This window comes from Nocardioides sp. YJ-D4, assembly GCF_054031495.1.
In genome coordinates this window covers 3,613,585-3,639,762 of the sequence record NZ_CM132932.1, presented here as the reverse complement: position 1 = coordinate 3,639,762, position 26,178 = coordinate 3,613,585, and the positions used below count along the sequence as shown (strand labels likewise).

Below are 26,178 nucleotides of genomic sequence, written 5' to 3'. Positions count from 1 at the left end.
TCCTACCGAGCACCACACGTTCAGCTGATCAGCTGCTGACGACGAGCGATGGCGGCTGCCTCCGTGCGACTCCCGGCACCCAGCTTCCCGAGAATGTTCGAGACATGCACGGAAACCGTCTTCGTGGAGATGAACAGCTGTTTGCCGATCTCGCCGTTGCTGCGTCCCGCGGCCACCAGCGTCAGGATCTCGCTCTCCCGCGGCGTCAGCGACGTCGACGTCGCCTGCTGCTGCTTGACCGCCGTCGCGCCGAGCGATCTGAGCTCGTCGAGCAACGGCTGCAGGCCGAGCCGCTTCGCGGTCGTCCGGGCCTTGTCGGCGGTCACCCGCGAGCCGGCCACGTCGCCCATGGCCCGCTGGATCGTGGCGTACGTCGTCCGGACGGCGGCCAGACCTGGGACGTCGCCGTAGGCCTCGACCTGCTGCTCGGCGCGCTCCCACGCCGCCAGCAGCGTCTCCTGGGGCGGGGCGTCGATGCCGGCCAGCCAGTGGACGCGGAGCACCTCCGCCTCCAGCCGGGCTGTCCAGGAGCGGCCCTCCGGACCCCACTCTCCGGGCTCGTACTGCGCGACCACCTGCTCGCCGTCGCTGTGCAGCCCGTCGACGGCCTCCACCAACGCGGGCCACCGCGCCGCCGGCAGCGAGGGCAGCATCTGCGCGATCCCGGAGGCGGCCACGACCGCCAGCCGCACGCGGCCGCCGAACCACTCGGTCCAGAACTGGGAGAGGGTCTCGACCGTCTCCGCGTAGACCCTGAGCACTCCCTCGGGGTCGCCGGCACGGGCGAGCGCGGTCATCTCCACGACCGAGCCGTAGAGGGCGACCAGGCCCTCCTGGGTCCAGAACGGTCGCAGCGCGTTGGCCGCGTCACCGACCGATGCCCCCTGCGCCTGCTCCATCATCATCCGGAGCATGTCGAGGAGCGCGACCGGGATCGGCGGCGCGTCCGGCAGGTTGCCGCCGGTCAGCTCGAGCGCCTCCCGCCACTCCCCCAGGACCATCTGGATCCGGACGATGTCGGCACGGGCCGCGGCGGCGTAGGGCGACCACTGCAGCGACTCGCCGCCGGCGTCGTCGATCACCGCCCGGAACCACCTCAACGCCTCCGCGTAGTCACCGGCTTCGTCGTAGGAGCGGCCGAGCGTGAACAGCCCCCGGCTGACGGCGTACGTCGAACCGACCTGTCGCGCCTGCTCGATCGTCTCGCGCAGCACCTGCCGGAAGCCCTCGACCTTGTCGCCGCCACCGCGGCCGGTGCGGACCTTGAGCATCGACAGGCTGGTGGCCATGTCGGAGGCGAGCTTGGAGAGGCTGTGCCGCTCGGCGATCTCGATGCCCTCCAGCCCGACCGCCTCGGCCTCCTCGCTGCGGCGGAAGGTGACCAGCGTGCGGGTGCGCACGGCGAGAACCGCACACCGCGCCTTCGGCTCCGCGTTGGCCGGGAGCGCGACCATCGCGTCGTGGGAGTGGGTGAGCGGGTCGCCGTTCTCCATCGCGAGGGCCGCCTCGGCCCGGGTCGCCAGCAGCAGCGCCCGCCCCACCGACTGGCCGGCCGGGATGGCGTCGAGCCGCTCGGCCAGGATCGCGTCGGCCCGCGAGGGCAGTCCGGCGAGGATGAGCGTGTCGGCGGCGCGCTCGTAGACCCGGTCCAGGTTGACCGCGGCCGCCTGGGCGACCTTCGGGTCGGCGGCGAGGCCCAGCGCCTTCTCGTAGTGGTGAGCGGCCTCGCCCACACCACTGACGCTGCGGGCCTCCTCGGCCGCGGCGATGCGAGCCCGTAGCGCGGTCGCGAGGTCGCCGGCGTGCTTGGCGTGCAGCGCGAGCTCCGCGGCCGCACCCAGCCCGGGCGTCTCCTTCAGCACCTCGGCGAACCGGGCGTGCAGACGCACCCGCTCACCGGGCAGCAGGTCGTCGTAGACCGCCTCGGCGAGCAGCGCGTGGCGGAACGTGTAGCGCGAACCGGTCGGCTCGAGCACCTTCTGCTCGACGGCCGTGCGCAGCGCGTCATCGAGCTCGTCGGTCTTCATCTCGGTCACCGCGGCGAGCAGCTCGTGGGTGACCCGGCGCCCGGCGATGCTCGCCGTGCGGACCACGCTCCGGGCCGAGCCGTCGAGCCGGTCCAGCCGCACCAGCAGCAGGTCGGCGAGGTCGACCGGGAGATCCTCATCGCAGCCGGCCTGCACCAGCTCCTCGACGAAGAAGGCGTTGCCCTCGGCACGGCGTACGACTCGTTCGGCGTCGACCTTGCCGGGGGCCAGCTCGTGGACGAGCAGTCGCACCGAGTCGTCGGAGAGCGGCTCCAGGACGATCCGCTCGACGTCGGGCAGCCGGCCCCATTCGCCGACCTGGCGGCGCAGCGGGTGCCGGCGGTGGATGTCGTCGGCGCGGTAGGACGCGACCATCGCGACGGGGCCGACGTAGGGCCGGGTGAAGAGGTAGGTCAGCAGGTCGCGGGTGGACTGGTCGGCCCAGTGGGTGTCCTCGACCACGACCAGCAGCGGCGCCTTCTCGGCGGCCGCCTCGAAGAGGGTGTGGACGGCGTCGAAGAGCTGCCCGCGGTCGGTGCCGGTCGGGGCGGCTCCCTGGTTGGCGCCCATCACGCGGCGTACGGGCCTCAGCCTGGCCAGCGCCGGGTAGTCGGCCGCCACCCGCTCGACCACGTCGGGCAGGTCCGCGACGATCCGGTCGAGGATCTCCGAGAACGGCATGTACGCCACGGCGCTCTCGCCGAAGTCGACGCAGTGCCCCGCGTGCACCTGCCAGCCGTCGGACACGGCACGGTCGCGCAGCGCGGTGAGCAGACGCGTCTTGCCGACACCGGCGTCACCGGCGAGGAGGACGTGCTGACGCCGGCCCGACGTCGAGCCCGACTCCTCGGCGGACGAGACGCCGAGCAGCCCGGTGAGGGTGCGCAACTCAGGGTCGCGACCTACGAATGACCGAGCACTTTGCGCCATGTCCCCTATCATCGCGCCTCCGGGCCCGGGTTTCTCCCGCATTACCGACCTCCGAGGACTCAGTTGTGTATCGAGTCCATCCGGCGGGGACGGCGGCGCTTCACCTGGCGGGCGAGACGGTCGGCCGCGGTCGCGCGGCGAATGGTCTGCTGGCGGTAGGCCAGCTCGGCGTCATAGCTGATCTGGTTGGTGTAAGTCATGCATCCAGACTCGGCCCCTGAGGTAGGGCCACGCATGAGGCGCCTGCCTTAGGCGTACGTCAGGGGTGCCTCATTCGGCCGTGATCAGCATCACTCCACGAGCCCCCGGCGGCGTCCGATGGCCGCTGCCTCGGTGCGGCCGGAGGCGCCGAGCTTGGCCAGGATGTTGGAGACGTGGACCGAGACGGTCTTGGTCGAGATGAACAGCTGCTTGCCGATCTCGCCGTTGCTGCGTCCGGCCGCGACCAAGGCGAGGATCTCCCTCTCCCGGGCGGTCAGCTCGCCGGAGGGGCCTGCCGCCGACCGCTGTGGCGTGCTGCCGAGGGTGAGCAGGTGGTCGAGGAGCGGTCGAGCGCCGAGCCGCTTCGCCGCTTCCCTGGCCCGGTCAGCCAGCTCACGTGCGCCGGCGGTGTCGCCACCGGCCCGGAGGATCTCGGCGAGCCGGACCCGTGACCAGGCGAGCTCGTGGACGTGCGGAAAGGCTTCGAAGGCGGCCACGGTCGCCCGCCACGCCTCGACGAGCTCGGCCTGCTCGGGTACGGAGATGCCGGCCAGCCAATGGGCACGGAGCCCTTCGGCCCGCAGCCGCGCCGACCACGCCTGCCCCTCCAGCCCCCAGGGCTGCTCCGTCTCGACAGGCCGCGTGCCCGCCTCAACGATGCGGTCCACCTGCGCCATCACCTGCGGGCGCGCACCGACGGGGACGGCCGGGAGGGCGGAGCCGATCGCACCGACGGCGATCGCCGAGAGCCGGGCATGGGCGCCGAACCACTTTCCCCAGCCGGTGGTGAGTGCCGCGACGCCGGCGTCGTAGGCCTCGATCGCCGCGTCGATGTCTCCGCGACCCGCGGCGGCCCGGATCTCCACCGGGGCCGACTCGCTGGCGGTGGCCACCTCCTGCTTCCACGACGGCCGCAGCCGCCGCGCCTCGGCACCGACGTCGGCGCCGCGGGCCTGCTCGATCATCAGCCGCTTGGACTCCAGCCACGGCCACAGCACCGGCGGGATGCCGTACGCGTCGGTCAGCGCGAGCGCCTCGTCCCAGCGGCCGGCGGTGTGGAGGTAGTCGAGCCAGGCGATCCGGGCGTCGAAGGCGTACGGCGCCCAGGGGACGCCGCGCTCCACGCTGAGCTCGTAGGCGCTGCGGTAGCTCTCGCCGGCCTCGTCGCGACGGTCGGCCGCGTCGAGGGCGAAGGCGAGCTGGAGCCGGGCGCGGAACTCCGGGTGCAGCGCGCCGACCTTGGCAGCCCGCGCCACCGCCTCACGGAGCGGCTCGATCCACTCCTGCGGCGGACGCCCCCACGACCCGGCCAGCGTCGCCGCGACCTCTGCGGCGAGGCCGGTGCGGCCGAGCTCCTCGGCCAGCGCCAGCGCCTCTCGGCCGGCTCGCTCGGCGTCCTCGTGACGGCGGTAGATCATCAGCGACCGGGCGTACGCCGCGAGCAACCGCGCGCGCACCAGCGGCGGGGCGTCCTCGGGCAGCTCGGCCATCGCCTTCTCCGCGAGCGCCCCCACCCGGACATCGTTGACGTAGGCGAAGCTGGTCTCGATCTCGACCGTCATCAGCTGCGCGCGCCACAGACCGGGAGCGTCGGCCGGGAGTGATTCCCGCTGCTCACGAGCCAGTTTCCCGGCGCGGTCGGCGTGCCCGGCGGCCACCATCGCATCGCTGGCCTTGACCACCAGATCGACGAGACGCTGGGTGTCGTGGTCGGAGTCGGCACGACCGGCGAGCTGGGCGATCGCCTGCTGATAGTGCTGCGAGGCCTCGTCGGGACCACCGGCGGCGGCCGCCTCGTCGCCGGCGGCGATCCCGGCCGCGAGCGCGGTCTCGTGGTCGCCGGCAAGACGGGCATGACGCGCGAGACCGGCCGCGCTGCCGGTCGTGAGGTCGCGGCTCAGCGCCTCGACGTACCGCTGATGGAGCCGGACCCGCTCGCCCGGCAGCAGGTCGTCATAGACCGCCTCCCCGAGCAGCGCGTGCCGGAAGACGTAGTAGCCGTCGTCGCGCGGCACCAGGATCGCCCGCTCGATCGCCTGCCTCAGCCCGGCGTCGAGGGTGGCGCGGTCGAGGCCGGCGACGGCCTCGAGGAGCTCGTCGCTGACGTCGCGGCCGGCCGCGCTGGCGGTGTCGACCACCTCGCGCGCGGTCGCGTCGAGCTGGTCCAGCCTGATCAGGAGCAGGTCGGCGAGGTCCCAGGGCAGTTCCTCGGCGCCGGCGGCCTGCACCAGCTCCTCGACGAAGAAGGCGTTGCCGTCGGCGCGACGTACGACGCTCTCGACGTCGACCCCGTCGGTGAGGTCGCCGGCGAGCTCACCGACCAGGACGCGTACGTCATCGTCCGAGAGCCGGCCGAGGTGGAACCGTTCGACGGAGGGCAGCCGGGTCCACTCGGCGAGCTGGCGGCGCAGCGGGTGACGGCGGTGGAGGTCGTCGGCGCGGTAGGAGGCGACGAGCGTCACCGGGCCGTCGAACGGCCGGGTGAACAGGAAGGTCAGCAGGTCACGGGTGGACTGGTCGGCCCAGTGGGTGTCCTCGACCACGACCAGCAGCGGCGCCTTCTCGGCCGCGCGCTCCAGGAGCGAGTGGATCGCGGCGAAGAGGTTGCCCCGGTCGAGCGCCTCCTGGACGGCGGTGTCAGCCCCGCCGAGCGCACGGGCCACCGGCGCCATCCGCAGGAGCGCCGGATGTACGTCGGCGACCTGCGCGACCACGTCGGGCAGCGCGGAGGTGATGTTGTCGAGGATCTCGGTGAAGGGCAGGTAGGCCTCGGCACTGTCGCCGAAGTCGAGGCAGTGGCCGACCAGCACCTGCCTGCCGTCGGCGGCGGCACGGCCGCGGAGCTCGCGCAGGATGCGGGTCTTCCCGACACCGGCGTCGCCCGCGAGGAGGACATGCCTACGTCCGCCCGGCTGCACGGTGCCGTCCAGCCCCACCAGCCCTGCCAGTGTCTCCAGGTCGGCATCACGCCCGACCAGCCTCTCGGCACTCTGCGCCATGGGCGCAATCATCGCGCCTTCCGACAACACCGTGTCGGCCCAGGGGTCGACACCGCCCTGCCCCGGACATGAAGCAACGCCGAGCGGGATCCCTCCTGCTCGGCGTTGATTCAAGTCCTGCCTGCCGGCACGCGCCCCCATCTCAGCGGGTGCGGGTGCGTCGCGACTGACGAGCCTCGGTGGCCCGCTGGCGCTTGGCCAGGTCCTTCTGGATCTGCTGGCGGCGGTACTTGACCTCTGCTTCGTAACCTACGGTGGTGTACATCTCGATCTCCTGCTGAGTTGTGTTCTGCTGACATCGAGAAGACTCCTCCGCTGAGGTAGGCACCCGAATCGGTCGCGCGCCCTACTTACCGACCCGGGCGCCTTACTTTCCGACCTAGGGCACGGGCTCCACGCCTTAGACGGGACACTGTGCCTATGGAGTTCTCCGAGGTCGTACGTCGCCGCAAGATGGTCCGCAACTACACCGGCGATCCGGTCGACCCGGCGGTGATCGACAAGATCCTGCACAACGCCACCCGGGCGCCGTCGGCCGGCTTCTCCCAGGGCTGGGCCTTTCTCGTGCTCGACACCCCCGAGGACGTACGCCGCTACTGGGAGGCCACGGCCGACGTGGACAACCCCGACAGCTGGCTGGCGGGGATGATGACGGCCCCGGTGATCGTGATCCCGTGCTCCTCCAAGGCGGCCTACCTGGACCGCTACGCACAGCCCGACAAGGGCTGGACCGACCGCGACGAGGCGCACTGGCCGATGCCGTTCTGGCACATGGACACCGCGATGGCGACCATGCTGATCCTGCAGACCGTGGTCGACGAGGGCCTCGGCGCCCTCTACTTCGGCATCCCGCCCGAGTCCGACGCCGCGGTCCGCAAGGCGTTCGACATCCCCGACGCCTTCGACCCGATCGGGGCCGTCACCATCGGCCACCCCGCCTCCGGCGGCGCCAAGGGCTCCCCCACCCGCCGCAAGCGCACCCCGCTCGAGGACGTCGTCCACCGCGGCCGTTGGTGACGGCCAGGCGTCAGTCAGTCAGTCCCGCACCCGAGCCGTCCCGAGTGCGGCGGCAGAATCCGGCGTACGCAGGTGGGAGACGGCCATGGCGAGGTCGGCCAGCCGCGGGGTGACGACGTTGAGGACCTCGAAGACCGACCCGAAGGCGCCGTCGACCGTCACCGGCCGGTCCTCGAGCGCGCGGACGACACGCTCGGCGCACTCCTCGGGGCTCTCGCCGCGGCCCTCGTACTCGGCGGTCGGGGCGATCATCGGCGTACGCACGATCGCGACGCGCATGTTGGTGCAGGTCACGTTCTCGAAGTAGGCCTCACGGCTCAGGATCCGGCCGAACACGTCGAGCGCCGACTTCGCGGCGATGTACGCGGCGAACTTCGGGGCCTTGATCTGGTTGCCCCAGGTGACGATGTTGACCACGTGGCCGAACCGCTGGGCGCGCATCGCCGGCAGCAGGCCCATCGTGAGCCGGACCGCACCGAAGTAGTTCACGGCCATCATCCGCTCGAAGTCGTGGAAGCGGTCGTGAGTCAGCTCCAGCGACCGCCGGATCGACCGGCCGGCGTTGTTGACCAGGTAGTCGACCGCCCCGTGCTCAGCGAGCAGCTGGTCCACCAGCGCATCGATCGAGTCACCGTCGGCCATGTCGACGACGTACGTCGACGCCCTCCCGCCGCTCTGCTCGATGGTCCTCCGCACCCGCTCGAGCTCCTCGGCCCGGCGCGCGGCGAGGAGCACGTGCGCGCCCCGTCGAGCCGCGGCGTACGACGTCGCCTCACCGATCCCGGAGCTGGCGCCGGTGATCAGCACGGTCCTCCCGGCGAGCGGGCTGGGACCACCGGTCACGGCCCGGATCGTGCGCGCCACCCGGGCGCGCGGCGTCTGCAGGAGCGGAAGCGAGAACAGGCTGACCACTCCCGCACCCTAGCGACCTCGACGGCGGTTCGTTTCCGCGAATTCGTTGGGTGCCGGCCCGGGTGGGAGGCGTTTAGCGTGACGCGTCGAGATGTCGGTCCGAAGCCGACACCACCGCACGGTCCCAGGAGAGAACATGTCAACCACCAGCATCGTCCCGCGCACGTGGAAGCGGCGGATCGCCGGGATCGTCTCCGCGACCCTCATCGCGATCACCGGCGCGACCGTCACCAGCATGGCCGCCCCCGCACCGGCGCAGGCCGCGACCTGCACGTCGTACAACTACTCCTACGGCGGCAACGGCACGTGTGTCCGCTACATCCAGACGCTGCTCAACTGGCAGCCCGGCATCGATCTCGTGGTGGACGGAGCGTACGGCAACCTGACCCGGCAGGCCGTGATCGCGCGTCAGACCTCGTGGCGCTACTGGGACTCCTCGGTCGTGGTGGACGGCATCGTCGGCCCCAGGACCTGGGCCTACCTGTGCTCGCCGTACTACTACGGCACCGGCCCGGCGCAGTCCTACCCCTTCGCCGTCGCTCGAGCAGCCGGTTGCCGGGTCTGAGAGCGCTGACCCCGGAGCGTCACGGACGCACCGGGGCATAGCGGAGGTCGACCTCCAGATGCGGGTCGTCGCCGATCAGGTTGTGCAGCTTGATCGGCGCTCCGCCCGGGTTGTCGTAGAGGCGGATGCCGTCGCCCAGCAGGACCGGCGCGATGTGCAGGTCGATCCGGTCGATCAGGCCGCGTTCGAGGAGCTGGCGGCCGATGTCGGCGGAATGGACCTCGACGTTCTTCCCGTCGGCCGCCTCGACCGCGATCCGCAGCGCCTCGCCGACGTCGCAGCTGAGGAAGGTGACGTGCTCCTGCGGCCGGGCGTCCTCGGGATGGTGGGTGAGGATGAAGACCGGACCCTGCCAGTCTCCGTACGGCATCGCGTCGGGGTAGGCGTCGTGGCCCTTGCGCCCGCCCAGGACGGCGCCGAGCTGCGAGGAGTACGCCTCCTCGACACCGGGCTTGCCGGTGACGTCGCTCAGCCACGCCATCCCCGGTTCGGGACCGTCGACGTAGCCGTCGAGCGACATGGAGAAGTGCCACAGGACGGTGCTCATCGGGCCACCTGCGTCCGGTCGAAGGTGATGTGGGTGACGCCGCTCGGCGTGGTGGTCGAGGCCACCTCGTAGCCGTCCTCCAGCGCCTCCAGCCCGTCCCACAGCCGTACGCCACGGCCCAGGATGATCGGGACGACGGCGACGTGCAGGTGGTCGACGAGGCCGGCTGCCAGGAAGTCCCGGAGCGAGGAGGGTCCGCCGCCGATGCGTACGTCCTGACCGGCGGCCGCCTCCTGCGCCTCGGCCAGCACCTCCTCGATGGGCGCGTCGCGGAAGTGGAAGACGGTGCCGCCCTTCATCTCGATCGACTCGCGGGGCTGATGGGTCAGCACGTAGGTGGGAGTGTGGAACGGCGGCTCCTCGCCCCACCAGCCGGTCCAGTCGGCGTCGTCCTGCCATCCCGGAGGGCCGAACTTGCCGGCACCCATGATCTCGGCCCCGATGCCCTCCCAGGCGCGGGCGGCGAAGGCGTCGTCGGGATCGGCTGCCGGGTCGACCTCCATCCGCTCCCGGTGGCCGGTCGCGCTCTGGAAGGTCCTGGTCGGGAAGAACCACTCCATCAGCCGCATGCCGGCATGGCCGAACGGCGCCTCCAGGCTCTGGCCGTCGCCGGTGGCGAAGCCGTCCAGCGAGACGCCGATGGTGTGAGCGCGTACGAGTGACATGTCCGTCTCCCTCGAGTTCAGAGTGGTTGCACTTTGCAATCACTGGCGTCGAGAGTAGACTTCCCGATTGCAGATTGCAACCACTATTTCCGAGTGCAGGAGACACCGAGTGAGCGAGCCCCGATCGGGTTGCCCGATCAACGCAGCCGTGGAGGTCTTCGGGGACCCCTGGTCGGTGATCGTGTTGCGCGATGTGATGTTCGGGAACCGTCGCCACTTCCGCGAGCTGCTCGGCAGCTCCGAGGAGGGCATCGCCTCCAACATCCTCAGCAGCCGGCTGAAGAAGCTGGTCGAGGGTGGCCTGCTCACCAAGGAGGAGGCCGGCCGCGGCCAGAAGGCCGCCTACGCGCTGACCGAGGCGGGCATCCAGACGCTGCCGATCATGGTCGCTCTCGGCAACTGGGGGCTCGCCCATCGCGACGGCACCCGGCAGCTCCGGGTCCGCGCGGAGCTGCTGCGCGATGCCGGTCCCGAGATGGTGGAGTCGTTCATGGACGAGTTGCGCGAGCTCCATCTGGGGACGCCACGCCCCGACCCCGACGCCCCACGGGCGAGCGAGCAGCTCGCCGCGGCGTACGAGGCGGCCATGGCGGAGTAAGGCAGAGGCTCACTTCTCCTTGGCGTGGAGCTTCAGCTTCGAGATCTGGGTCTTCAGCTCGTCGAGGAAGAGCGTCCGGATGCTCTCGGTGTCCAGGGCGCCGTTGACCCCGCGCAGCTTGCCCTCACCGAGCTTGACGCAGACGGCCGACCAGGCGGCGCCGATCGCGCCGGTGAAACCCGCCGCGACGGTGGCGTTGATCGCCCCACCGCCGACGGTGCCGAACCCGGGGATCATCTTGAGCAGGTTGCCGGCGACGGTGCGGCCGGCCTGGGTGGCCGCCGCGGTGGCCGCGATCGAGGCCATCGCGGCCTTGTCCACCTCGATGCCGTAGATCGCCGAGATGCGCGCCATCATCCCGAGCTGGATCGGCACCAGTACGACCGCGTCGGAGAACGGGATCGGGGTGGCTCCGGCCGCCCCAGCAGCGGTCGCGGCACCCGCGATCACGGTGTTCGCCTGCTCCTGCTTGCGCTTGAGATCCACCCTCTGCGCCGCGGTGAGGGCCTCCTCGACCCCTGCAGGCGCGCATCGAAAGGTGGCATCGACGAGCTCCTGCAGCCCGTGGACCTGCTGGCCGGAGAAGTCGTCGGCCTTGGCGTTGGTCAGGTAGACCCGGGCGCCGTGCACGGGCAGTCCCCGCGCGTCGATCTGCTGGGCGAACTCGACCGCGTCCGGGTGGTAGGCACCCGTCGGCGAGGTCGGCACCTGGGTCATCACCAGCACCACCGGCAGCCCCAGGTCGGCGAGCTTCTGGATGAACGCGGCCTCGGTGTCCTCGAAGCGGCGGTCGGCGAAACGTACGGCGTACCAGGCGACGTGGATCTGCTCGGACTGCGGCTTACGGCGCCGCTCCTGGATCAGCTTGGCGAGATCCTTGATCACCCGGTCGCCCTCGACACCGATCTCCAGGCCCTGGGTGTCGAGCAGCCCGAAGAACCCGCTGGTGTGCAGGTAGAGCGTCGACTCCTTCGTCACCGGCTCGCCGATCCCGGTCTTCGCCACCTCCGCCCCGAAGACGGCGTTGACCAGCGTCGACTTGCCGACCCCGGTCTTACCGAAGACGGCGAGGTTGAACCGGCCGATCTCCTTGGCCGACTCGGAGTACCTCTTGTGGAACTCGTCCTTGAACCAGCCGTCGGATGCGAAGTTGTTCACGACGACCAGGATGCCAGCCGGCACCGAAGTTTCCGGGGAGTCGGACTGCCGAAATGTCATGGCCCGGCCCTCCGAGGAGGAATAGCGTGCCGGGCATGAGCCCTCGGTCCCGCCTCGCGTACGTTGCCGCGCTCGCCGCCGCAGTCGTCCTGGTCGCGCCCACGACTCCGGTCCACGCGGCCGAGCCTGAGACCCCCACCGACATCACCCTCACCCGGTGGAACAGCCTCGAAGACTTCGCGAAGGGCAGGTCGAGCAACCTGCGCCCGGACCGGCACGGCACCCTCCGGATCGGCCGCGGCAGCGAGACGACCACCTACACCGACCCGTTCGGCGACGGCACGGCCAGGACCTACGAGTACGGCACCTGGACCTCGCCCGTGGTCACGACCGGATACCCGATCGACGAGTCGGTCACCTCGTGGGACGTCGACACCCCGACCGGCACCTGGGCCGAGATCCGGTTCCGCGGGCGGAAGGCCGACGGCACCTGGACGAAGTGGTTCGTGATGGGCCGCTGGACAGCCGGCGACGACTTCGCGGCCGGCGACATCCACCGCACCTCCGTCGAAGGACAGAGCGACACCGACGCGGCGCTCTACACCGACACGTACGTCGCCCGGACCGGTCAGGAGCCCGAGGCGTTCCAGACCAGGGTCACCCTGCTGCGCCCCGAGGGCGCGACCGTCTCCCCCAGCCTGCGAACGGTCTCGACGCTGACCAACGAGTACCTGCCCGACTCCGCCTACCCCGGCACGAGCACGCCGACCCTCGACAGCGAGGTCGACCTCAGGGTGCCGCCGTTCAGCCAGAACATCCACCGCGGCGAATACCCGGAGTTCGGTGGCGGCGGCCAGGTCTGGTGCTCACCGACGTCGACGACGATGGTGCAGTACCACTGGGGTCACGAGGTCCCGGCGAGCGAGCTGGCGGACATCGAGGCGCCCAACGGTGACCCGCAGGTCGCCTACGCCGCGATCAACACCTGGGACTACGCCTACGAGGGCGCCGGCAACTGGCCGTTCAACACCGCCTACGCCGGCCGCTGGGGTCTGGACGGGTTCGTGACCCGGCTGCGTTCGCTGGCCGAGGCCGAGGCTCTGGTGGCGGCCGGCTTCCCGCTGGTCGTCTCCGCCAGCTGGGAGCGCGAGGAGATGCCGGAGTCGGGTTACGGCACCGACGGCCACCTGCTGGTCATCGGTGGCTTCACCGCCGAGGGCGACCCGATCGTCTACGACCCCAACCACTCCTCCAACGACGAGGTGCGCAACATCTACACCCGCGAGAACTTCGAGCGGGTCTGGCAGACCTCGACCGACGGGGTCACCTACGTCATCCACCCGCGCGACGTGCCGCTGCCCGGCGCAGGGAAGGCCACAAACTGGTGACGGAGACGCCACCACGGTGATCCGCACCGCTACGGCCGACTAGGTTGCGGCCATGACACTCGATGCCGTCGCCGCTCTTCAGGCCGCACTTCGAGCCCCGACCGTCAACGACGGCTCCGGCGCGGAGAAGAAGGCGTTCGAGCAGCTCCACGAGGCGCTGCGCGAGCACTTCCCGCTGCTGCACGCGACCCTCGACCTCACCCCGGTCGGCGAGCACGGCCTCCTCTTCCGCTGGCCCGGCGCCTCGGCCGAGAAGCCGGTCGTGCTGATGGCCCACCAGGACGTCGTCCCGATCGCAGGCGTCTGGACCCACGACCCGTTCGGCGGCGAGATCGTCGACGGGGTGATCCACGGGCGCGGCACGCTCGACGACAAGGGCCAGCTGGTGGCGATCTGCGCCGCGGTCGAGGGACTCCTCGCGGACCGGTTCGAGCCGGCGTACGACGTCTGGCTGTCGTTCGGCTCCGACGAGGAGACGACCGGCGCGGCCGCGCGGGCGGCGGTCCAGGAGCTTCGCGACCAGGGGGTCGAGCCGTGGTTCGTGCTCGACGAGGGCGGCGCGGTCGCCTTCGACGCCTTCCCGGGCGTCGCCGCGCCGATCGGGGTCGTCGGCGTCGCCGAGAAGGGCACCACCGACGTACGCCTCACGGTGACCGGCGACGGCGGCCACTCCTCCACCCCACGCCAGAACGGCCCGACCGCGCGGCTGGCCCGCGCGATCACCCGGCTCGACCGGATGTCGATGCCGGTCCGGCTGCCGGCGCCGACGGTCGAGATGTTCGAGCAGATCGCCCCGTACGCGGCCAAGCCCATGCGACCTGTCCTGGCCCACGCGGGTCGGCTGGCGCCGGCGCTGGCCCGGCTGCTGACCCGGCTGGGGCCCGAGCCCGCCGCGCTGACCCGCACCACGGTCGCGATCACGACGCTCGAGGGCAGCCCGGCGGCCAACGTCATCGCCTCGGCCGCCTCGGCCGGGGTCAACCTGCGGATCATGGTCGGCGAGACCGTCGCCGAGGTCGTCGAGCGGCTGCGTGCCGCGATCGGCGACAAGCAGGTCGAGATCGAGGTCGTGCGCGCGGGTGAGCCGTCCCCGGTCTCGCCACGTGACGAGGCCTTCGCGAAGATCACCGAGACCATCGCGGACGTCTTCCCGGAGGCGGTACCGGCTCCCTACACGGTGATGGCCGCGACCGACTCGCGCTTCTTCTACGAGATCAGCGACCGGGTCTACCGGTTCGCGCCGTTCCGGATGACCGCTGCCCGGCGCGCCACCATCCACGCCGCCGACGAGAACATCAGGGTCGATGACTACCTCGACGGGATCCGCTTCTACCGAAGGTTGATCGAGTCACTGTGACCACCGAAAGCCAGCACACCGGCGTCGAGAAGGCCGCCCGCGGAATCTGGGTGATCGTCGGCTTCCTGGTGGCCGTCGAGTTCGCCAGCGGCATCCTGCAGGGCTACTACACCCCGATCTTCTCCGATCTCGCCGACCACCTCGGCGTCTCCGACGCCGACCTCAACTGGCTCGAGGCCGGGCAGCTGATCGTCTCCGCGCTGTGCGTTCCCCCGCTCGCCCGGCTCGGCGACCTGATCGGCCACAAGAAGGTGCTGCTGCTGGCGACCGGCATCACCGCGCTCGCCACCTGGTGGACCGTGGTCGCTCCCGACTTCGGCTCGTTCCTGGTCGCCTGGTCGATCCAGGGCGCCTACGTCATCTGGCTGCCCCTCGAGGTCGCCATCGTCCACAAACGCACCGGCGGCGACACCGCCCTGACCCGCCGGGCCGCCGGTGTCCTGGTCGGCGCGCTGCAGGTCTCGGTGATCATCGGCGCGATCGCCGCCGGCGCCCTCGTCGGCATCCTCCCGATGTGGGCGATCCTCTCCTTCCCGGCCGTGGCCGTGACCGCTGTCTTCGTCGTCATCGCCGTCGGCATCGAACCCGACTCCGGCACCAGCGGCGGCGCCTTCGACTGGCTCGGGCTGACGGTGCTGACCCTCGTGCTCGGCCTGGTCATGGCCGGCCTGGTCGGCGTACGCGTCCTCGGGGCCGGATCCCTCCTCGCCTGGGGCCTCGTGATCCTGGGGCTGCTCACCCTGGTCCCGTTCTGGCGCATCGAGACGGCGCTGGACGATGCCGGCGGGCGCGAGCCGCTGATCGACGTACGTCTGCTGGTCTCGCGCGCGCAGTGGCCGATCCAGCTGACCGCGTTCCTCTTCGGGATGTCGGTGCTGGGAGCGCAGATCCCGCTGTCGACCTTCGCGCGCACGTCACCTGACGAGGCCGGCTTCGGACTGGGCGCCGATGCGTCGTTCGTGTCGCTGCTGATCGCTGAGTACGTGATCGCGATGGCGATCTCCGCCTTCACCCTGCCGCTGTGGGCCCGGTTCCTCGGGCCGGTGCGGGCCCAGGCGGTCGCCTGCTTCCTGGTGGCCACCGGCTATCTGATGTGGCTCCCGTTCCATGACTCCACCGGCCAGGGACTCCTCAACATGGCCGTCGTCGGGCTCGGCTCGGGTGCCCTGGTCGCCTCACTGCCGGCGGCCGCCGCCGCGGCCGCACCGTCCTCCCGCACCGCATTCGCGACCGGCATGACCAACGCCACCAAGACCGTCGGTGGCGCCATCGCCTCCGCGGTCTTCGCGATCGCGCTCGCCGCGGACGGATCCATCGCCGGCGAAGCCCACGCGCCGCTCTCGGGCTACCTCACGGTGTGGGCGGTGTGCGGCATCACCGCTCTCGTCGCCGGGCTGCTGCTCCTGCTGCCCCGCCGCACAACCAGCGCTGGGTAAACTTTCCGGCGCTGGAGGTGATCACATGCCCACGAGCGAGGACCGGCCCGAGGAGCGCCCGGAGACGCAGGCGCCCCCTCTCTCCGATGCGGCGAGCAAGGCGGCAGCCGCGGCCCGGATCCAGGACCAGGCCAAGTGGGTCGACCTCCAGGTGCAGCAGTCGATCCAGCGCGGCGAGTTCGACAACCTGCCCGGCGCCGGCAAGCCGATCAAGAACCTCGACCGCGACCACGATCCCGACTGGTGGGTCAAGCAGCTCGTCGAGCGCGAACAGATCGTGGTGCTCCCCCGGTCCGTCCAGCTCCGCAAGGACGACGCCGAGCTCGACGGCCTCCTCGACACCCAGACCACCGAGGACGGCGCCCGCAGGATCGTCGAGGAGTTCAACGAGCGCGTCATCGCGGCCCGCTACGGCGCGCCGGAGGGCCCGCCGCTGATCACCATGCCCCGCGATGTCGACGCCACGCTCGACGCCTGGCGCGAGCGCCGCGCCGCACGGGTGGAGGCGGCCAGGGCGGACGTACGCCGCCGGGAGGAAGCCCGGAAGCGCCGTTGGTGGCAGCGGCGGTGAATGCTCACCGAGGTAACTCGGTCAGGCGCCACTCCCATCGTGGAACTCCACCAGGCCAGTGCACGCTCGCCGAGTTACCTCGGTGAACATCCCGGCCTAACCCACCTCGCGACGTGAGAACCGCGACCGGTAGCGCCCCGGAGTCACCCCGACCTCCGAGGTGAACCCCGCCCGGAAGGTCACCGGCGAGTAGTAGCCGGACTCGTGGCTGATCCGCTCGATCGGCAGATCGGTGGTCTCGAGGAGGGTCTTGGCGACCGCGATCCGCTCTGCGGTGACCCAGCGCATCGGAGTGGTGGCGAGGTCGCGCTCGAAGCGCCGGGCGAGGGTGCGCGGGGAGACCGCGGCAGCCGCCGCCAGACGCTCGAGAGTGATGTCCTCGTGCAGGTTGGCCCGGAGCCAGCTGCGCAGCTCGTCGAGCCAGTGGGCCTGTTCGGTGAGCGGGTCGGCCGCGACGTACTGCGCCTGGTCACCGTCGCGGTGCGAGGCGATGACCAGGTTGCGGGCGATGGTGTTGGCCGCGTGCTGGCCGTGGTCGGCGCGGATCAGGTGGAGGCACAGGTCCAGCCCCGCGGCCGAGCCCGCGCTGGTCAGCACGCCGTCGTCGACATAGATCGCCCGCGGGTCGAGGTCGACCCCGGGATACGTACGCCGGAACAGCTCCGTCCATCGCCAGTGGGTCGTGGCGCGGCGACCGTCCAGCAGCCCGGCCTCGGCCAGGGCGAAGGCACCGGTGCACAGCGAGACCATCCGAGCCCCGCCCGCGGCGGCCCGGCGCAGCTCCCGGACCAGGGTCGGACTGATCGGCTCGCCCGGACGGATCGCCGGCACCAGCACCGTTTCGAACTCGGCCAGCGCGGCCATCGGCCGCTGCGGAGTCAGCCGCGGCCCACCGTGGACGCGCACCCCACGCAGGTCGCCACACAGCACCACGTCGTAGAGCGGGCTGGCGTCGTGGTCCCAGTCGTAGCCGAGCGCCTCGAGCGGCATCCCGATCTCGAACAGAGTCATCCCGTCGACGATAGGGATGGCGATGGACGGCTTCGCAGGCATGGCAAGAATCTATCATTCTTAGTCAATCCTGCCACTCCTCCTCGACGCCCTGCGAGAGCACTCTGGAGTCATGACCAACTACAAGAAGAACCCCAGCAAGGTCCGCAGCACCGTCCGCTCCGTCCTCGCCGGCTTCGACGCCGGCGCCCGGATCCGTCACGGCGCCCAGGTTCCCAAGGACCATCCCTCCCGACGCCGGTCGTGATCGTTACAAGCCGAGACGCCTACCGGCCGGTAACTCCCGGCCGTTAGGGTGACCGGCATGAGTCACAAGAGCCCCAAGGACTTCTTCGCACCGTTGGCGGTGGGCGCCCCCGCACCACTGCGGGAGATCCCGGCACGGCCCAGTCGTGCGATCCATTTCTTCGACCCGTCGAACCCGAAGATGGCGGCCAAGGTGCCCGCCATGGTCGGCACCGTCGACGTGCTCCTCGGCAACCTGGAGGACGCCGTCAAGGCCGACAACAAGGTCGCCGCGCGCGAGGGCCTGGTCGAGATCGCGAAGAACACCGACTTCGGCAAGACCCAGCTGTGGACCCGGATCAACTCGCTCGACTCCCCGTGGGTGCTCGACGACCTGGTCACCCTGGTCACCGAGATCGGCGACAAGCTCGACGTCGTGATGGTGCCGAAGGTGCAGGGTCCCGAGGACATCCACTACGTGGACCGGCTGCTCGCGCAGCTCGAGGCCAAGGGCGGCGTACAGAAGCCGATCCTCATCCACGCCATCCTCGAGACCGCGCGCGGCGTGGCCAACGTCGAGGAGATCGCGCTCGCCTCCCCGCGCATGCAGGGCATCAGCCTCGGCCCGGCCGACCTCGCGGCCGACCGCAAGATGAAGACCACCCGCGTCGGCGGCGGCCACCCGGGCTACCTGGTCCGCCAGGACCCGGTGGACGGCGACATCCACGGCAACCGCACGGTCTTCCAGCAGGATCTGTGGCACTACACGATCGCGAAGATGGTCGACGCCTGCGCCGCGGCGGGGATCTACCCCTACTACGGCCCGTTCGGCGACATCACCGACGTGGTCGCGGCCGAGGACCAGTTCCGCAACGCCTTCCTGCTCGGCTGCGTCGGCACTTGGAGCCTGCACCCCAAGCAGATCGAGATCGCCAATCGCGTCTTCTCCCCCAGCGTCGAGGACATCAAGCACGCCCGCCGCGTGGTCGCCGCCATGGGCGACGGCACCGGCGCGGTCATGCTCGACGGCAAGATGGAGGACGACGCCTCGCTCAAGCAGTGCCTGGTGCTCGTCGACCTCGCCGAGGAGCTGGCCGCCATCGACCCGAAGCTCAAGGAGCTCTACGACGCCATCGAGATCGAGGACTGAGATGACCGACACGACCTTCCGCCCCCTGCGCTCGGTTCTCTACATGCCGAGCTCCAACACGCGCGCCCTCGAGAAGGCGAAGACGATCACCGCCGACGCGCTGATCCTCGACCTCGAGGACGCCGTCGCCCCCGACGCCAAGCCGGAGGCGCGCGAGAACGCCGCCGCGGCCGTGACATCGGGCGAGTACGGCAACAAGTACCTCACCATCCGCATCAACGGCGCCGACACCGAGTGGCATGCCGACGACCTGGCCACCGCGGCCAAGGCAGGACCCGACGCGATCGTGGTCCCCAAGGTCAACAGCGCCCAGCAGGTGCACGACCTCGTCGCGGCCTTCGAGAAGGCCGGCGTCCCGGAACAGACGAAGCTCTGGGCGATGATCGAGAGCCCGTACGCCATCCTCCACGCCGAGGAGATCGCCTCCGCCTCCGAGCGGCTGACGGTGCTCGTCATGGGCACCAACGACCTGGTCAAGGAGCTGTACGTCGACCACGTCCCGGCCCGCGCCAACCTGGTCACCAGCCTCCAGCTGGCCGTGCTCGCCGCGCGCGCGAGCGGCAAGGTCATCCTCGACGGCGTCTACAACAACGTGAAGGACGCCGAGGGCTACGCGGCCGAGGTCGAGCAGGGCCGGATCTTCGGGTTCGACGGCAAGACCCTGATCCACCCGGCCCAGGTCGAGGGCGCCAACGCAGGCTTCGCGCCCAGCGAGCAGGCGGTGGCCGACGCCAAGGGTCTCATCGAGGCGTTCGAGGCCGCCGGCAGCGGCGTCGCGACCTACAACGGCAAGATGGTGGAGGCCCTCCACGTCGAGTCCGCCAAGCGAGTCCTCAGCATCGCCGAGGCCATCGCCGCGCTGTAGGCCACCGGCCAGGAATATCTCTCAATGTATAGAAAAAGTTACTGATCGCCCATCTTGGCTGATCAGTAACTTTTTTCCGAGAAGAAGGTGACAAACCGGCGCGATTCTGGTTCCGTTACGTGCTGCGCGACATAACCGACACTCGCTACGCGCTCAGGAGACAGCGTCAGATGACTGAAGCGAATCGTCGGCCCGCGACGGGGGACCACTCGAACGTCCCACCCACGCCGGCTCGACACCCCGCCACACCGATGCTCCCCACGAACGACACCGCGCCCGAACCCCTCGAGATCGCTCGCCGCGCTCTCGAGGGGGTGTCCCCGGCGGACGAGTCGTGGTTCACCAATCCCAAGACGAACCCAGCCGCGGAGCGAGTGCGACCGCATCACACGCCGTACACGCCGTACCCGCCCCAGCCCCAGCCCGGCACGGCGATCGTCCTGCGACACTCCGATGCCGGCTACTCCCAGCCGCCGCGGGCCACCTACCAGCGCCCGATGCCCGCGCACACCCGGCTGCCGCAGTACGCCTACCAGCCGAGCCCCTACACGGCACAGCAGTTCCACCCTGCCGGGCCGGTGACGTTCGCCAACCCGGCGATGCCGCCGTACGCCGCCGCGCAGGTGCCGACCCGGAACGGCGTGGTCGAGGAGCACCGGATCCCGAAGAGCCGCGCCCGCAACAAGAAGGCCGTGCTGCTGCCGCTCGCCGCGATGGCGATCGCCTCGGCCGGCATCGGCGCCTTCGCCCAGGCCAACGTCGAACAGGGCCTCGAGACCACGCAGGCCAAGGCCCACGCCGGCCAGTACGACGCCGTACCCGTGGTCGACGTCGCCGACCAGAAGATCATCGACGCCCCCGGCGTGATCGCGCCGGAGAGGACGTCGCCGTTCTCCCCCGCGGCCCCGGGCACCACCGCCGGCGGCAAGCACTCCAACGGCGACTACGACGCGCCCTCCACCGCCGAGACCTACGGCGGCGCACATTCCTCCAGCGGGACGATCTCCGCCCCGCGCGAGGGTGACACCTTGTCGGACAAGGACCCGGCCCCCGCTCCCGAACCGGCTCCCGAGCCGGCCCCGGAGCCCGCTCCGCAGCCCCAGCCCGAACCCGAGCCCGAGCCGACCCCGGCGCCGGCGCAGCCGTCGCTGGGCGAGAACGTGGTCGCCCCGGTGCTCGACACGGTGACGGGCGTCATCGACGGTCTCACCGGAATCAAGCTCGACCTGACCCGGTAGTCATCGAGTGGCCCACAACGGGGCCGTGACCTCATTCCGAGGTCACGGCCCCGTTTGCGTATGCCCGGGTGGGTTACCCATGGCCAGGAAGGGTCATCTAGAAATAGGACCTCCGTCCCGATAACTTCCGTGGTTTTCTCTCGTTTGCCCGATGTGCCACCCCTTAACTCGGGAGTGCGCCAGGTTCCCCCGGATCTGGCAGGTGGCACGGCCCCGTTGCGGGGATCTTGGGGGATCCCCACCGCAGAATCGGAGTCCAACCAACAATGCGAAGCATCCGTACGTTCGCGCTGTCCGCAGCCGCTGCCGCCGTCGTCGGCGCAGTTCTGGTTGTGCCGGCGCCTTCTCAGGCCGCACTGACGAACACCTCCTTCGGGCTGTTCGCGAGCGGCTTCGGCACCCGCGTGACCGGTGGAAGCATCCCGGCCAACTCGGGAGACCTCGGATACCAGACGATCGGGTGCACCCGTAAGGCTGGTTACGACGTCAACAACAACACCGCCGGCGCCAAGGTGCCCGGCATCGGCACGATCGGTGCGACCACCACCAAGCAGCGCACCGTCAAGTCCGGCGCGGTGGTCAAGTCCATCTCGGAGCACAAGATCGCCGACGTCGTGCTCGACAAGAGCCCGCTGGGCAAGGTCACCGTCGAGGGCCTCAGCTCGGTTTCCCAGGCCTGGTGGGACGGGAAGGCCTACAAGGCCGACTCCAAGGCCAAGATCGCTCACGTGGTCCTCGACCCGGCCGGTCCCGGCCAGAAGATCGACCTCCCGATCCCCGGCCGTGACAAGCCGCTCGTCATCCCGGGCATTGCCACCATCGGTCTGGGCAACACCGTCGAGAAGACCAACGCCGACGGCGCCCAGGCTTACGCCAACGGCATCTGGATCAAGCTCCACGGCACCGACTCCGAGGTCATCGTCGGTCGCTCCCGCGCCGAGATCAACGGCCAGGCCTTCTCCGCCGTCTTCAACGGCTTCTCCAACTCGGTCGACGCCTCCGCTCTCGGCGGCGCCGTCCAGATCGGCAAGAACCCGCTGACCAACGCTGGCTGCGCCGGCACCAAGGGCAAGCTGAAGACCAAGTCCATCGCCGGCGTTCCGCTGGGCGAGGCGGGCGACATCCTGGACGTCAAGGGCCTCACGAGCGGCCAGCGTTCGAACCAGACCAAGACCACCGCCGAGGGCTACACCTTCGGTGAGGTCGCCAGCGTCAACATCGGCGACGGCGCGATCCGCATCGAGGCCATCCGCGCCCAGGCCAACGCCAAGTACGTCAAGGGCAAGGGCTCCACGACGTCCATCTCGGGCACCAAGTTCGGCGACATCTACATCAACGACCAGAAGGTCTCCCTCGCCCAGCTGGAGTCGGCGCTCTCCCGCGTCGACATCCCCGGCCTGGCCAAGATCGAGACCAAGGTCGTCGTCGAGCGCAGCAAGAACCTGGTTGAGGTCGTCGCCCTGCGGCTGACGCTCCTCGACGCGACCGAGGGCACCAAGTCGGTCGTCAACATCGGTCACGCCAAGTTCAAGGTGAACGCGAACAAGTGAGGCCTTGATCCACTGAGGCTGTCCTAAGAAACGGCCCGCGTCCTGACCAGGTCGCGGGCCGTTTCTTCTTTATGAAGTTACTCACGGGTAGTATCAACCCACCCATACGCAGTCGAGCCGACCTGAAGCATTAGGCTCGGTTCATTCCGGCAGTCCTGCCCCCTGATGAGGAGCGCCTAGGCATGTTGCAGATCATCGCCATCGTCGTGTGTCTTGCGGCAACGGTGGCCACCGCCTACCTGGTGATCAAGGCGGTCCGGTCGATGCTCGCGGTCATCAAGATCGGTACGCCGATCAGCCGCGTCGACCAGCCACTCGCCCGCACCCTGACGATGTTGAAAGAGACGGTCCTCCACACGCGCATGCTGCAGTGGACCTGGGTCGGCGTGCTCCACTGGTTCGCCTTCGCCGCGTTCCTGCTGCTCTCGACAGCGGTCGGGGCTGCGTACTTCCAGCTCTTCGACCCCGAGTGGACGCTCCCGGTCATCGGCAAGCTGTTCGCCTACGAGTGGCTCGCCGAGCTCCTGGGCCTGCTCGGCGCGCTGGGCATCATCCCGCTGATCATCTACCGGGTGACCCACCTGCCCTCGAAGATGGGCCGCGGCACGCGGTTCTACGGCTCCACACAGTGGCAGGCCTTCTTCGTCGAGGCGATGGTGCTGGTCGAGAGCGCGGCGATCCTGTTCATCCGCGGTGCGGAATACAACCTCGCCAAGGCCCACGGCGGCGAGGTCGCCGAGCACGCCACCGCGTTCCACTTCCCGATCTCGCAGTTCTTCGGGGCGCTCTACCCGACCGGCCCCGACGCGATCCACACGCTCGAGAACATCATCTACGGGATCGCGGCCTTCAAGATCATCACGGCGCTGATCTGGCTGGCCGTCGTCTCCACCCACCTGACGATGGGTGTCGCCTGGCACCGCTTCACCGCCTGGTTCAACATCTGGTTCAAGCGCGAGCCTGCTTCGCGTACGTCTGCTGTCGACGGCGCGCGCCCGCTCGGCACCGCGCTCGGCGCGATCAAGCCGATGCTCATCGACGGCAAGCCGGTCACCCTCGAGGACGTCGAGGAGGACCGGATCCCCGAGGACGCCATCCTCGGTGTCGGCTCGATCCAGGACTTCTCCTGGAAGGGCATCCTCGACTTCACCACCTGCACCGAGTGTGGTCGCTGCCAGTCGCAGTGCCCCGCCTGGAACACCGAGAAGCCGCTCTCACCCAAGCTGCTGATGATGGGCCTGCGCGAGCATGCGTACGCCGCTGCCGCTGACGGCGATCTCAAGGAGAAGCCGCTGATCGGCAAGGCCGACGGCGCCCCGGAGGGTGCCGGCGGCAACACCGAGGTGCTCGACTGGTTCTACAACCCCGAGGACGGCGGCTTCGTCATCGACGAGGACGTCCTGTGGTCCTGCACGTCCTGCGGTGCCTGCGTCCAGCAGTGCCCCGTGGACATCGAGCACGTCGACCACATCATGGACATGCGCCGCTACCAGGTGCTCGTCGAGTCCAACTTCCCCTCTGAGCTCAACGGCCTCTTCAAGGGGCTCGAGGGCAAGGGCAACCCCTGGAACATGAACGCCAACGCGCGCATGGACTGGGCCAAGGACCTGCCCTTCGACGTCAAGGAGGTCGGCAAGGACATCGAGTCGCTGGAGGAGGTCGACTGGCTGTTCTGGGTCGGCTGTGCCGGCGCCTACGAGGACCGGGCCAAGAAGACCACCCGCGCCGTGGCCGAGCTGCTCGACATGGCCGGGGTCTCCTTCGGCGTACTCGGCAACGGCGAGACCTGCACCGGCGACTCCGCCCGCCGCGCCGGCAACGAGTTCGTCTTCCAGGGCCTGGCTCAGCAGAACGTCGAGACGTTCAAGGAGTTCAAGGTCAAGAAGGCCGTCACCACCTGTGCTCACTGCTTCAACACGTTGAAGAACGAGTACAAGGAGTTCGGCATCGAGCTCGAGGTCGTCCACCACACCCAGCTGCTCAACCGCCTCGTCCGCGAGGGCAAGCTGACCCCGGTCGCGGACGGCGCCGGCGCCCACAAGCGCTCGATCACCTACCACGACCCGTGCTACATCGGTCGCCACAACGGCGTCTACGAGCCGCCGCGCGAGCTCCTGCAGATCATGCCGGGTGCGGAGTACAAGGAGATGCCCCGCAACTCCGAGCGCTCCTTCTGCTGTGGTGCCGGTGGCGCCCGGATGTGGATGGAGGAGAAGATCGGGTCGCGGATCAACGAGAACCGCACCGACGAGGCCGTCGCCACCGGTGCCGACCAGATCGCCGTCGGCTGCCCGTTCTGCCGCGTCATGCTCTCCGACGGCCTGACCAAGGCCCAGGCCAACGGGGCCGCACGCGAAGAGGTCGAGGTGCTCGACGTCGCGCAGATGCTGCTCGCGTCCGTGAAGGGCGAGCAGGCGACCAAGCTGGCCCCGGGCGAGGGCGCGAAGGTCGGTGCCGCCGCCAAGGCTGCTCCGGCTGTCGAGGAAGCCGCTCCGGCCGCCGGTGCTGCCACCGCCGCTGCGGGTTCGTCGCTCTTCGACTCCCCCGCCGAGGCCGCGGAGACCACCGAGTCCCCGAAGGCTCCGGCCGACGCGTCCTCGCTCTTCGACACCCCTGCCCCGGCCGAGCCGGCCTCAGGAGGTACGTCGGCCGGCGGATCGCTCTTCGACACCCCCGCTCCGGCCGCCGAGCCGGAGAAGCCGGCCTCCGGTGGTTCGCTGTTCGACGGTGGCGGGTCGCTCTTCGACACGCCTGCGGAGGCACCTGCCGAGGAGGAGACCCCGGCTTCGGGTGGCTCGCTCTTCGACGTGCCGGCCGACGAGCCTGCCGACAAGCCGGCTGAGAAGCCTGCTGCGGATCTCGGGTCTGGTGGGTCGCTCTTCGACGTACCGGCTCAGGAGGCGGAGCCTGCTGCCGTGCCTGAGGCGAAGGCGGCTCCGGCCACTCCGGCGCCCGCCGAGGAGCCTGCTGTCGACCTCGGTGGAGGCGGCTCGCTCTTCGACATCCCGGCCGCACCGGCCGAGGAGGCCGCACCAGCGTCTGAGGCGAAGGCTGCTCCGGCAGCCGAGCCCGCGGCCCCGGCTGCGACGCCGGCCGCCGAAGAGCCGAGCATCGACCTCAGCGCGGGTGGTTCGCTCTTCGACATCCCGGCCAGCGAGCCCGAGCCGGCGACGGCCAAGGCCGCCGAGCCCGCCGCTCCGGCCGAGACCGCTCCGGTCGAGGCCACGACTGAGGCCCCGGCCGCAGCACCTGAGGCGCCTGCGGCACCCGCCGCGCCGGTGGCAGGTTCGGGAGTGACCTCGGAGCCGAAGACCGACGTCGACTTCGACAGCCTCGGCTCGCTCTTCGACATCGAGGCCCCGGAGGGCGCGGTCGCGGCTGCGGCTCCGGCTACCCCCGCCCCCACTGAGGCCGCACCCGTGGCCGAGGCTGCCCCGGAGACCGTGGTCGACGAGGCACCCGCCGCGCCCGCCGAAGAAGCGCCGGTCGAGGTGGAGACGCCAGCCGAGCCCGACCCGGAGCCCGAGCCCGAGAAGGCCGCACCGGAGCCGAAGCCGGCACCGGCCGTGAGCGGAGAGGCTCACGCGCCGCGTACCGACGTCGACATCCACGAGGCAGGGTCGCTCTTCGACCTCTGACCCCACGCAGTCCGCTGCACCAGCCGATGACACCTTGTGAGCGATTCACAAGGTGTCATCGTCATTTGGCCGAGACGTCGCTCGCGTCGGCCGAGATGGCACCAGCGTGCCCATTCGACCGACGCGCCCG

At 70.2% G+C, this 26,178-nt stretch carries 22 protein-coding genes; 13 read left to right on the top strand and 9 right to left on the bottom strand.

Annotated elements, in window-relative coordinates; genetic code table 11:
- Positions 1 to 20: 20 nt before the first annotated feature.
- From ACW14X_RS17345 to ACW14X_RS17330, 4 genes are all read right to left on the bottom strand, one after another.
- On the bottom strand, positions 21 to 2,957 hold the full coding sequence (locus tag ACW14X_RS17345; RefSeq protein WP_457162788.1) for a helix-turn-helix transcriptional regulator: 2,937 nt from the start codon (positions 2,955 to 2,957) through the stop codon (positions 21 to 23).
- A gap of 59 nt (positions 2,958 to 3,016) precedes the next feature.
- Entirely contained in the window at positions 3,017 to 3,157 is a 141-nt protein-coding gene (locus ACW14X_RS17340) for a hypothetical protein (protein WP_160026607.1), read from the bottom strand.
- A gap of 90 nt (positions 3,158 to 3,247) precedes the next feature.
- The gene (locus ACW14X_RS17335) at positions 3,248 to 6,157 is read right to left on the bottom strand and encodes a helix-turn-helix transcriptional regulator (RefSeq protein WP_457162787.1); all 2,910 of its coding nucleotides are present in this window, start codon (positions 6,155 to 6,157) and stop codon (positions 3,248 to 3,250) included.
- A 142-nt stretch (positions 6,158 to 6,299) separates the two neighbouring features.
- Positions 6,300 to 6,422, bottom strand: coding sequence for a hypothetical protein (locus tag ACW14X_RS17330; RefSeq protein ID WP_350718687.1), 123 nt, complete (start codon positions 6,420 to 6,422; stop codon positions 6,300 to 6,302).
- A gap of 155 nt (positions 6,423 to 6,577) precedes the next feature.
- Between ACW14X_RS17330 and ACW14X_RS17325 the strand changes: the two genes are divergently transcribed.
- Complete coding sequence (locus ACW14X_RS17325; RefSeq protein WP_457162786.1) at positions 6,578 to 7,174, top strand: nitroreductase family protein; 597 nt, start codon at positions 6,578 to 6,580, stop codon at positions 7,172 to 7,174.
- 18 nt (positions 7,175 to 7,192) lie between these two features.
- Here ACW14X_RS17325 and ACW14X_RS17320 read toward each other — a convergent pair whose 3' ends face one another.
- A complete protein-coding gene (locus tag ACW14X_RS17320) occupies positions 7,193 to 8,086 on the bottom strand; it encodes an SDR family NAD(P)-dependent oxidoreductase (RefSeq protein WP_457162785.1) in 894 nt (297 codons plus the stop codon).
- Between the two features lie 136 nt (positions 8,087 to 8,222).
- Between ACW14X_RS17320 and ACW14X_RS17315 the strand changes: the two genes are divergently transcribed.
- Positions 8,223 to 8,651 (top strand): peptidoglycan-binding domain-containing protein, encoded by a 429-nt coding sequence (locus ACW14X_RS17315; RefSeq protein ID WP_160026603.1) that lies wholly within the window; start codon positions 8,223 to 8,225, stop codon positions 8,649 to 8,651.
- Positions 8,652 to 8,670: 19 nt separating this feature from the next.
- Here ACW14X_RS17315 and ACW14X_RS17310 read toward each other — a convergent pair whose 3' ends face one another.
- Both ACW14X_RS17310 and ACW14X_RS17305 read right to left on the bottom strand, forming a co-directional pair.
- Positions 8,671 to 9,198, bottom strand: coding sequence for a dihydrofolate reductase family protein (locus tag ACW14X_RS17310; protein ID WP_457162784.1), 528 nt, complete (start codon positions 9,196 to 9,198; stop codon positions 8,671 to 8,673).
- Positions 9,195 to 9,863, bottom strand: a complete 669-nt coding sequence (locus ACW14X_RS17305; RefSeq protein WP_457162783.1) for a dihydrofolate reductase family protein — start codon at positions 9,861 to 9,863, stop codon at positions 9,195 to 9,197. Before ACW14X_RS17305 ends, ACW14X_RS17310 begins: the two co-directional genes overlap by 4 nt.
- 109 nt (positions 9,864 to 9,972) lie before the next feature.
- Between ACW14X_RS17305 and ACW14X_RS17300 the strand changes: the two genes are divergently transcribed.
- A complete protein-coding gene (locus ACW14X_RS17300) occupies positions 9,973 to 10,461 on the top strand; it encodes a winged helix-turn-helix transcriptional regulator (protein ID WP_400466488.1) in 489 nt (162 codons plus the stop codon).
- A 9-nt stretch (positions 10,462 to 10,470) separates the two neighbouring features.
- On the opposite strand, the gene ACW14X_RS17295 is transcribed toward ACW14X_RS17300, so the two are convergent.
- On the bottom strand, positions 10,471 to 11,619 hold the full coding sequence (locus ACW14X_RS17295) for a GTPase family protein (protein ID WP_350718674.1): 1,149 nt from the start codon (positions 11,617 to 11,619) through the stop codon (positions 10,471 to 10,473).
- Positions 11,620 to 11,714: 95 nt separating this feature from the next.
- Here ACW14X_RS17295 and ACW14X_RS17290 point away from each other — a divergent pair, with 95 nt between their 5' ends.
- From ACW14X_RS17290 to ACW14X_RS17275, 4 genes are read left to right on the top strand one after another with little or no spacing between them, the layout of a single operon-like run.
- The gene (locus tag ACW14X_RS17290) at positions 11,715 to 13,007 is read left to right on the top strand and encodes a C39 family peptidase (protein ID WP_457162782.1); all 1,293 of its coding nucleotides are present in this window, start codon (positions 11,715 to 11,717) and stop codon (positions 13,005 to 13,007) included.
- Between the two features lie 52 nt (positions 13,008 to 13,059).
- Positions 13,060 to 14,364 (top strand): M20/M25/M40 family metallo-hydrolase, encoded by a 1,305-nt coding sequence (locus tag ACW14X_RS17285; RefSeq protein WP_457162781.1) that lies wholly within the window; start codon positions 13,060 to 13,062, stop codon positions 14,362 to 14,364.
- A complete protein-coding gene (locus ACW14X_RS17280; protein ID WP_457162780.1) occupies positions 14,361 to 15,800 on the top strand; it encodes an MFS transporter in 1,440 nt (479 codons plus the stop codon). Before ACW14X_RS17285 ends, ACW14X_RS17280 begins: the two co-directional genes overlap by 4 nt.
- Positions 15,801 to 15,825: 25 nt before the next feature.
- Positions 15,826 to 16,371 (top strand): DnaJ family domain-containing protein, encoded by a 546-nt coding sequence (locus tag ACW14X_RS17275; RefSeq protein ID WP_350718667.1) that lies wholly within the window; start codon positions 15,826 to 15,828, stop codon positions 16,369 to 16,371.
- Positions 16,372 to 16,467: 96 nt separating this feature from the next.
- Here ACW14X_RS17275 and ACW14X_RS17270 read toward each other — a convergent pair whose 3' ends face one another.
- On the bottom strand, positions 16,468 to 17,424 hold the full coding sequence (locus tag ACW14X_RS17270; protein ID WP_457162779.1) for a GlxA family transcriptional regulator: 957 nt from the start codon (positions 17,422 to 17,424) through the stop codon (positions 16,468 to 16,470).
- Between the two features lie 70 nt (positions 17,425 to 17,494).
- On the opposite strand from ACW14X_RS17270, the gene ACW14X_RS17265 reads away from it, so the two are divergent.
- The 6 genes from ACW14X_RS17265 (at position 17,495) to ACW14X_RS17240 (ending at position 26,048) form a co-directional block, all read left to right on the top strand.
- A complete protein-coding gene (locus ACW14X_RS17265) occupies positions 17,495 to 17,629 on the top strand; it encodes a hypothetical protein (protein WP_350718664.1) in 135 nt (44 codons plus the stop codon).
- A gap of 57 nt (positions 17,630 to 17,686) precedes the next feature.
- Positions 17,687 to 18,757, top strand: coding sequence for an HpcH/HpaI aldolase/citrate lyase family protein (locus ACW14X_RS17260; protein ID WP_457162778.1), 1,071 nt, complete (start codon positions 17,687 to 17,689; stop codon positions 18,755 to 18,757).
- A gap of 1 nt (position 18,758) precedes the next feature.
- On the top strand, positions 18,759 to 19,622 hold the full coding sequence (locus tag ACW14X_RS17255) for an HpcH/HpaI aldolase/citrate lyase family protein (RefSeq protein ID WP_457162777.1): 864 nt from the start codon (positions 18,759 to 18,761) through the stop codon (positions 19,620 to 19,622).
- Positions 19,623 to 19,792: 170 nt separating this feature from the next.
- Complete coding sequence (locus ACW14X_RS17250; RefSeq protein ID WP_457162776.1) at positions 19,793 to 20,860, top strand: hypothetical protein; 1,068 nt, start codon at positions 19,793 to 19,795, stop codon at positions 20,858 to 20,860.
- A 266-nt stretch (positions 20,861 to 21,126) separates the two neighbouring features.
- Positions 21,127 to 22,410, top strand: coding sequence for a choice-of-anchor P family protein (locus ACW14X_RS17245; RefSeq protein ID WP_160026592.1), 1,284 nt, complete (start codon positions 21,127 to 21,129; stop codon positions 22,408 to 22,410).
- A gap of 182 nt (positions 22,411 to 22,592) precedes the next feature.
- The gene (locus tag ACW14X_RS17240; RefSeq protein ID WP_457162775.1) at positions 22,593 to 26,048 is read left to right on the top strand and encodes a heterodisulfide reductase-related iron-sulfur binding cluster; all 3,456 of its coding nucleotides are present in this window, start codon (positions 22,593 to 22,595) and stop codon (positions 26,046 to 26,048) included.
- Positions 26,049 to 26,178: the final 130 nt, after the last annotated feature.

Bases quoted from the DNA above. Each gene is read 5' to 3' on its own strand.
- ACW14X_RS17285 (WP_457162781.1), top strand. From the start codon at position 13,060: ATGACACTCGATGCCGTCGCCGCTCTTCAGGCCGCACTTCGAGCCCCG.
- ACW14X_RS17255 (WP_457162777.1), top strand. From the start codon at position 18,759: ATGACCGACACGACCTTCCGCCCCCTGCGCTCGGTTCTCTACATGCCG.
- ACW14X_RS17245 (WP_160026592.1), top strand. From the start codon at position 21,127: ATGCGAAGCATCCGTACGTTCGCGCTGTCCGCAGCCGCTGCCGCCGTC.
- ACW14X_RS17340 (WP_160026607.1), bottom strand. From the start codon at position 3,157: ATGACTTACACCAACCAGATCAGCTATGACGCCGAGCTGGCCTACCGC.
- ACW14X_RS17290 (WP_457162782.1), top strand. From the start codon at position 11,715: ATGAGCCCTCGGTCCCGCCTCGCGTACGTTGCCGCGCTCGCCGCCGCA.
- ACW14X_RS17310 (WP_457162784.1), bottom strand. From the start codon at position 9,198: ATGAGCACCGTCCTGTGGCACTTCTCCATGTCGCTCGACGGCTACGTC.
- ACW14X_RS17330 (WP_350718687.1), bottom strand. From the start codon at position 6,422: ATGTACACCACCGTAGGTTACGAAGCAGAGGTCAAGTACCGCCGCCAG.
- ACW14X_RS17315 (WP_160026603.1), top strand. From the start codon at position 8,223: ATGTCAACCACCAGCATCGTCCCGCGCACGTGGAAGCGGCGGATCGCC.
- ACW14X_RS17270 (WP_457162779.1), bottom strand. From the start codon at position 17,424: ATGCCTGCGAAGCCGTCCATCGCCATCCCTATCGTCGACGGGATGACT.
- ACW14X_RS17335 (WP_457162787.1), bottom strand. From the start codon at position 6,157: ATGGCGCAGAGTGCCGAGAGGCTGGTCGGGCGTGATGCCGACCTGGAG.
- ACW14X_RS17250 (WP_457162776.1), top strand. From the start codon at position 19,793: ATGACTGAAGCGAATCGTCGGCCCGCGACGGGGGACCACTCGAACGTC.
- ACW14X_RS17305 (WP_457162783.1), bottom strand. From the start codon at position 9,863: ATGTCACTCGTACGCGCTCACACCATCGGCGTCTCGCTGGACGGCTTC.
- ACW14X_RS17325 (WP_457162786.1), top strand. From the start codon at position 6,578: ATGGAGTTCTCCGAGGTCGTACGTCGCCGCAAGATGGTCCGCAACTAC.
- ACW14X_RS17345 (WP_457162788.1), bottom strand. From the start codon at position 2,957: ATGGCGCAAAGTGCTCGGTCATTCGTAGGTCGCGACCCTGAGTTGCGC.
- ACW14X_RS17240 (WP_457162775.1), top strand. From the start codon at position 22,593: ATGTTGCAGATCATCGCCATCGTCGTGTGTCTTGCGGCAACGGTGGCC.
- ACW14X_RS17275 (WP_350718667.1), top strand. From the start codon at position 15,826: ATGCCCACGAGCGAGGACCGGCCCGAGGAGCGCCCGGAGACGCAGGCG.
- ACW14X_RS17265 (WP_350718664.1), top strand. From the start codon at position 17,495: ATGACCAACTACAAGAAGAACCCCAGCAAGGTCCGCAGCACCGTCCGC.
- ACW14X_RS17260 (WP_457162778.1), top strand. From the start codon at position 17,687: ATGAGTCACAAGAGCCCCAAGGACTTCTTCGCACCGTTGGCGGTGGGC.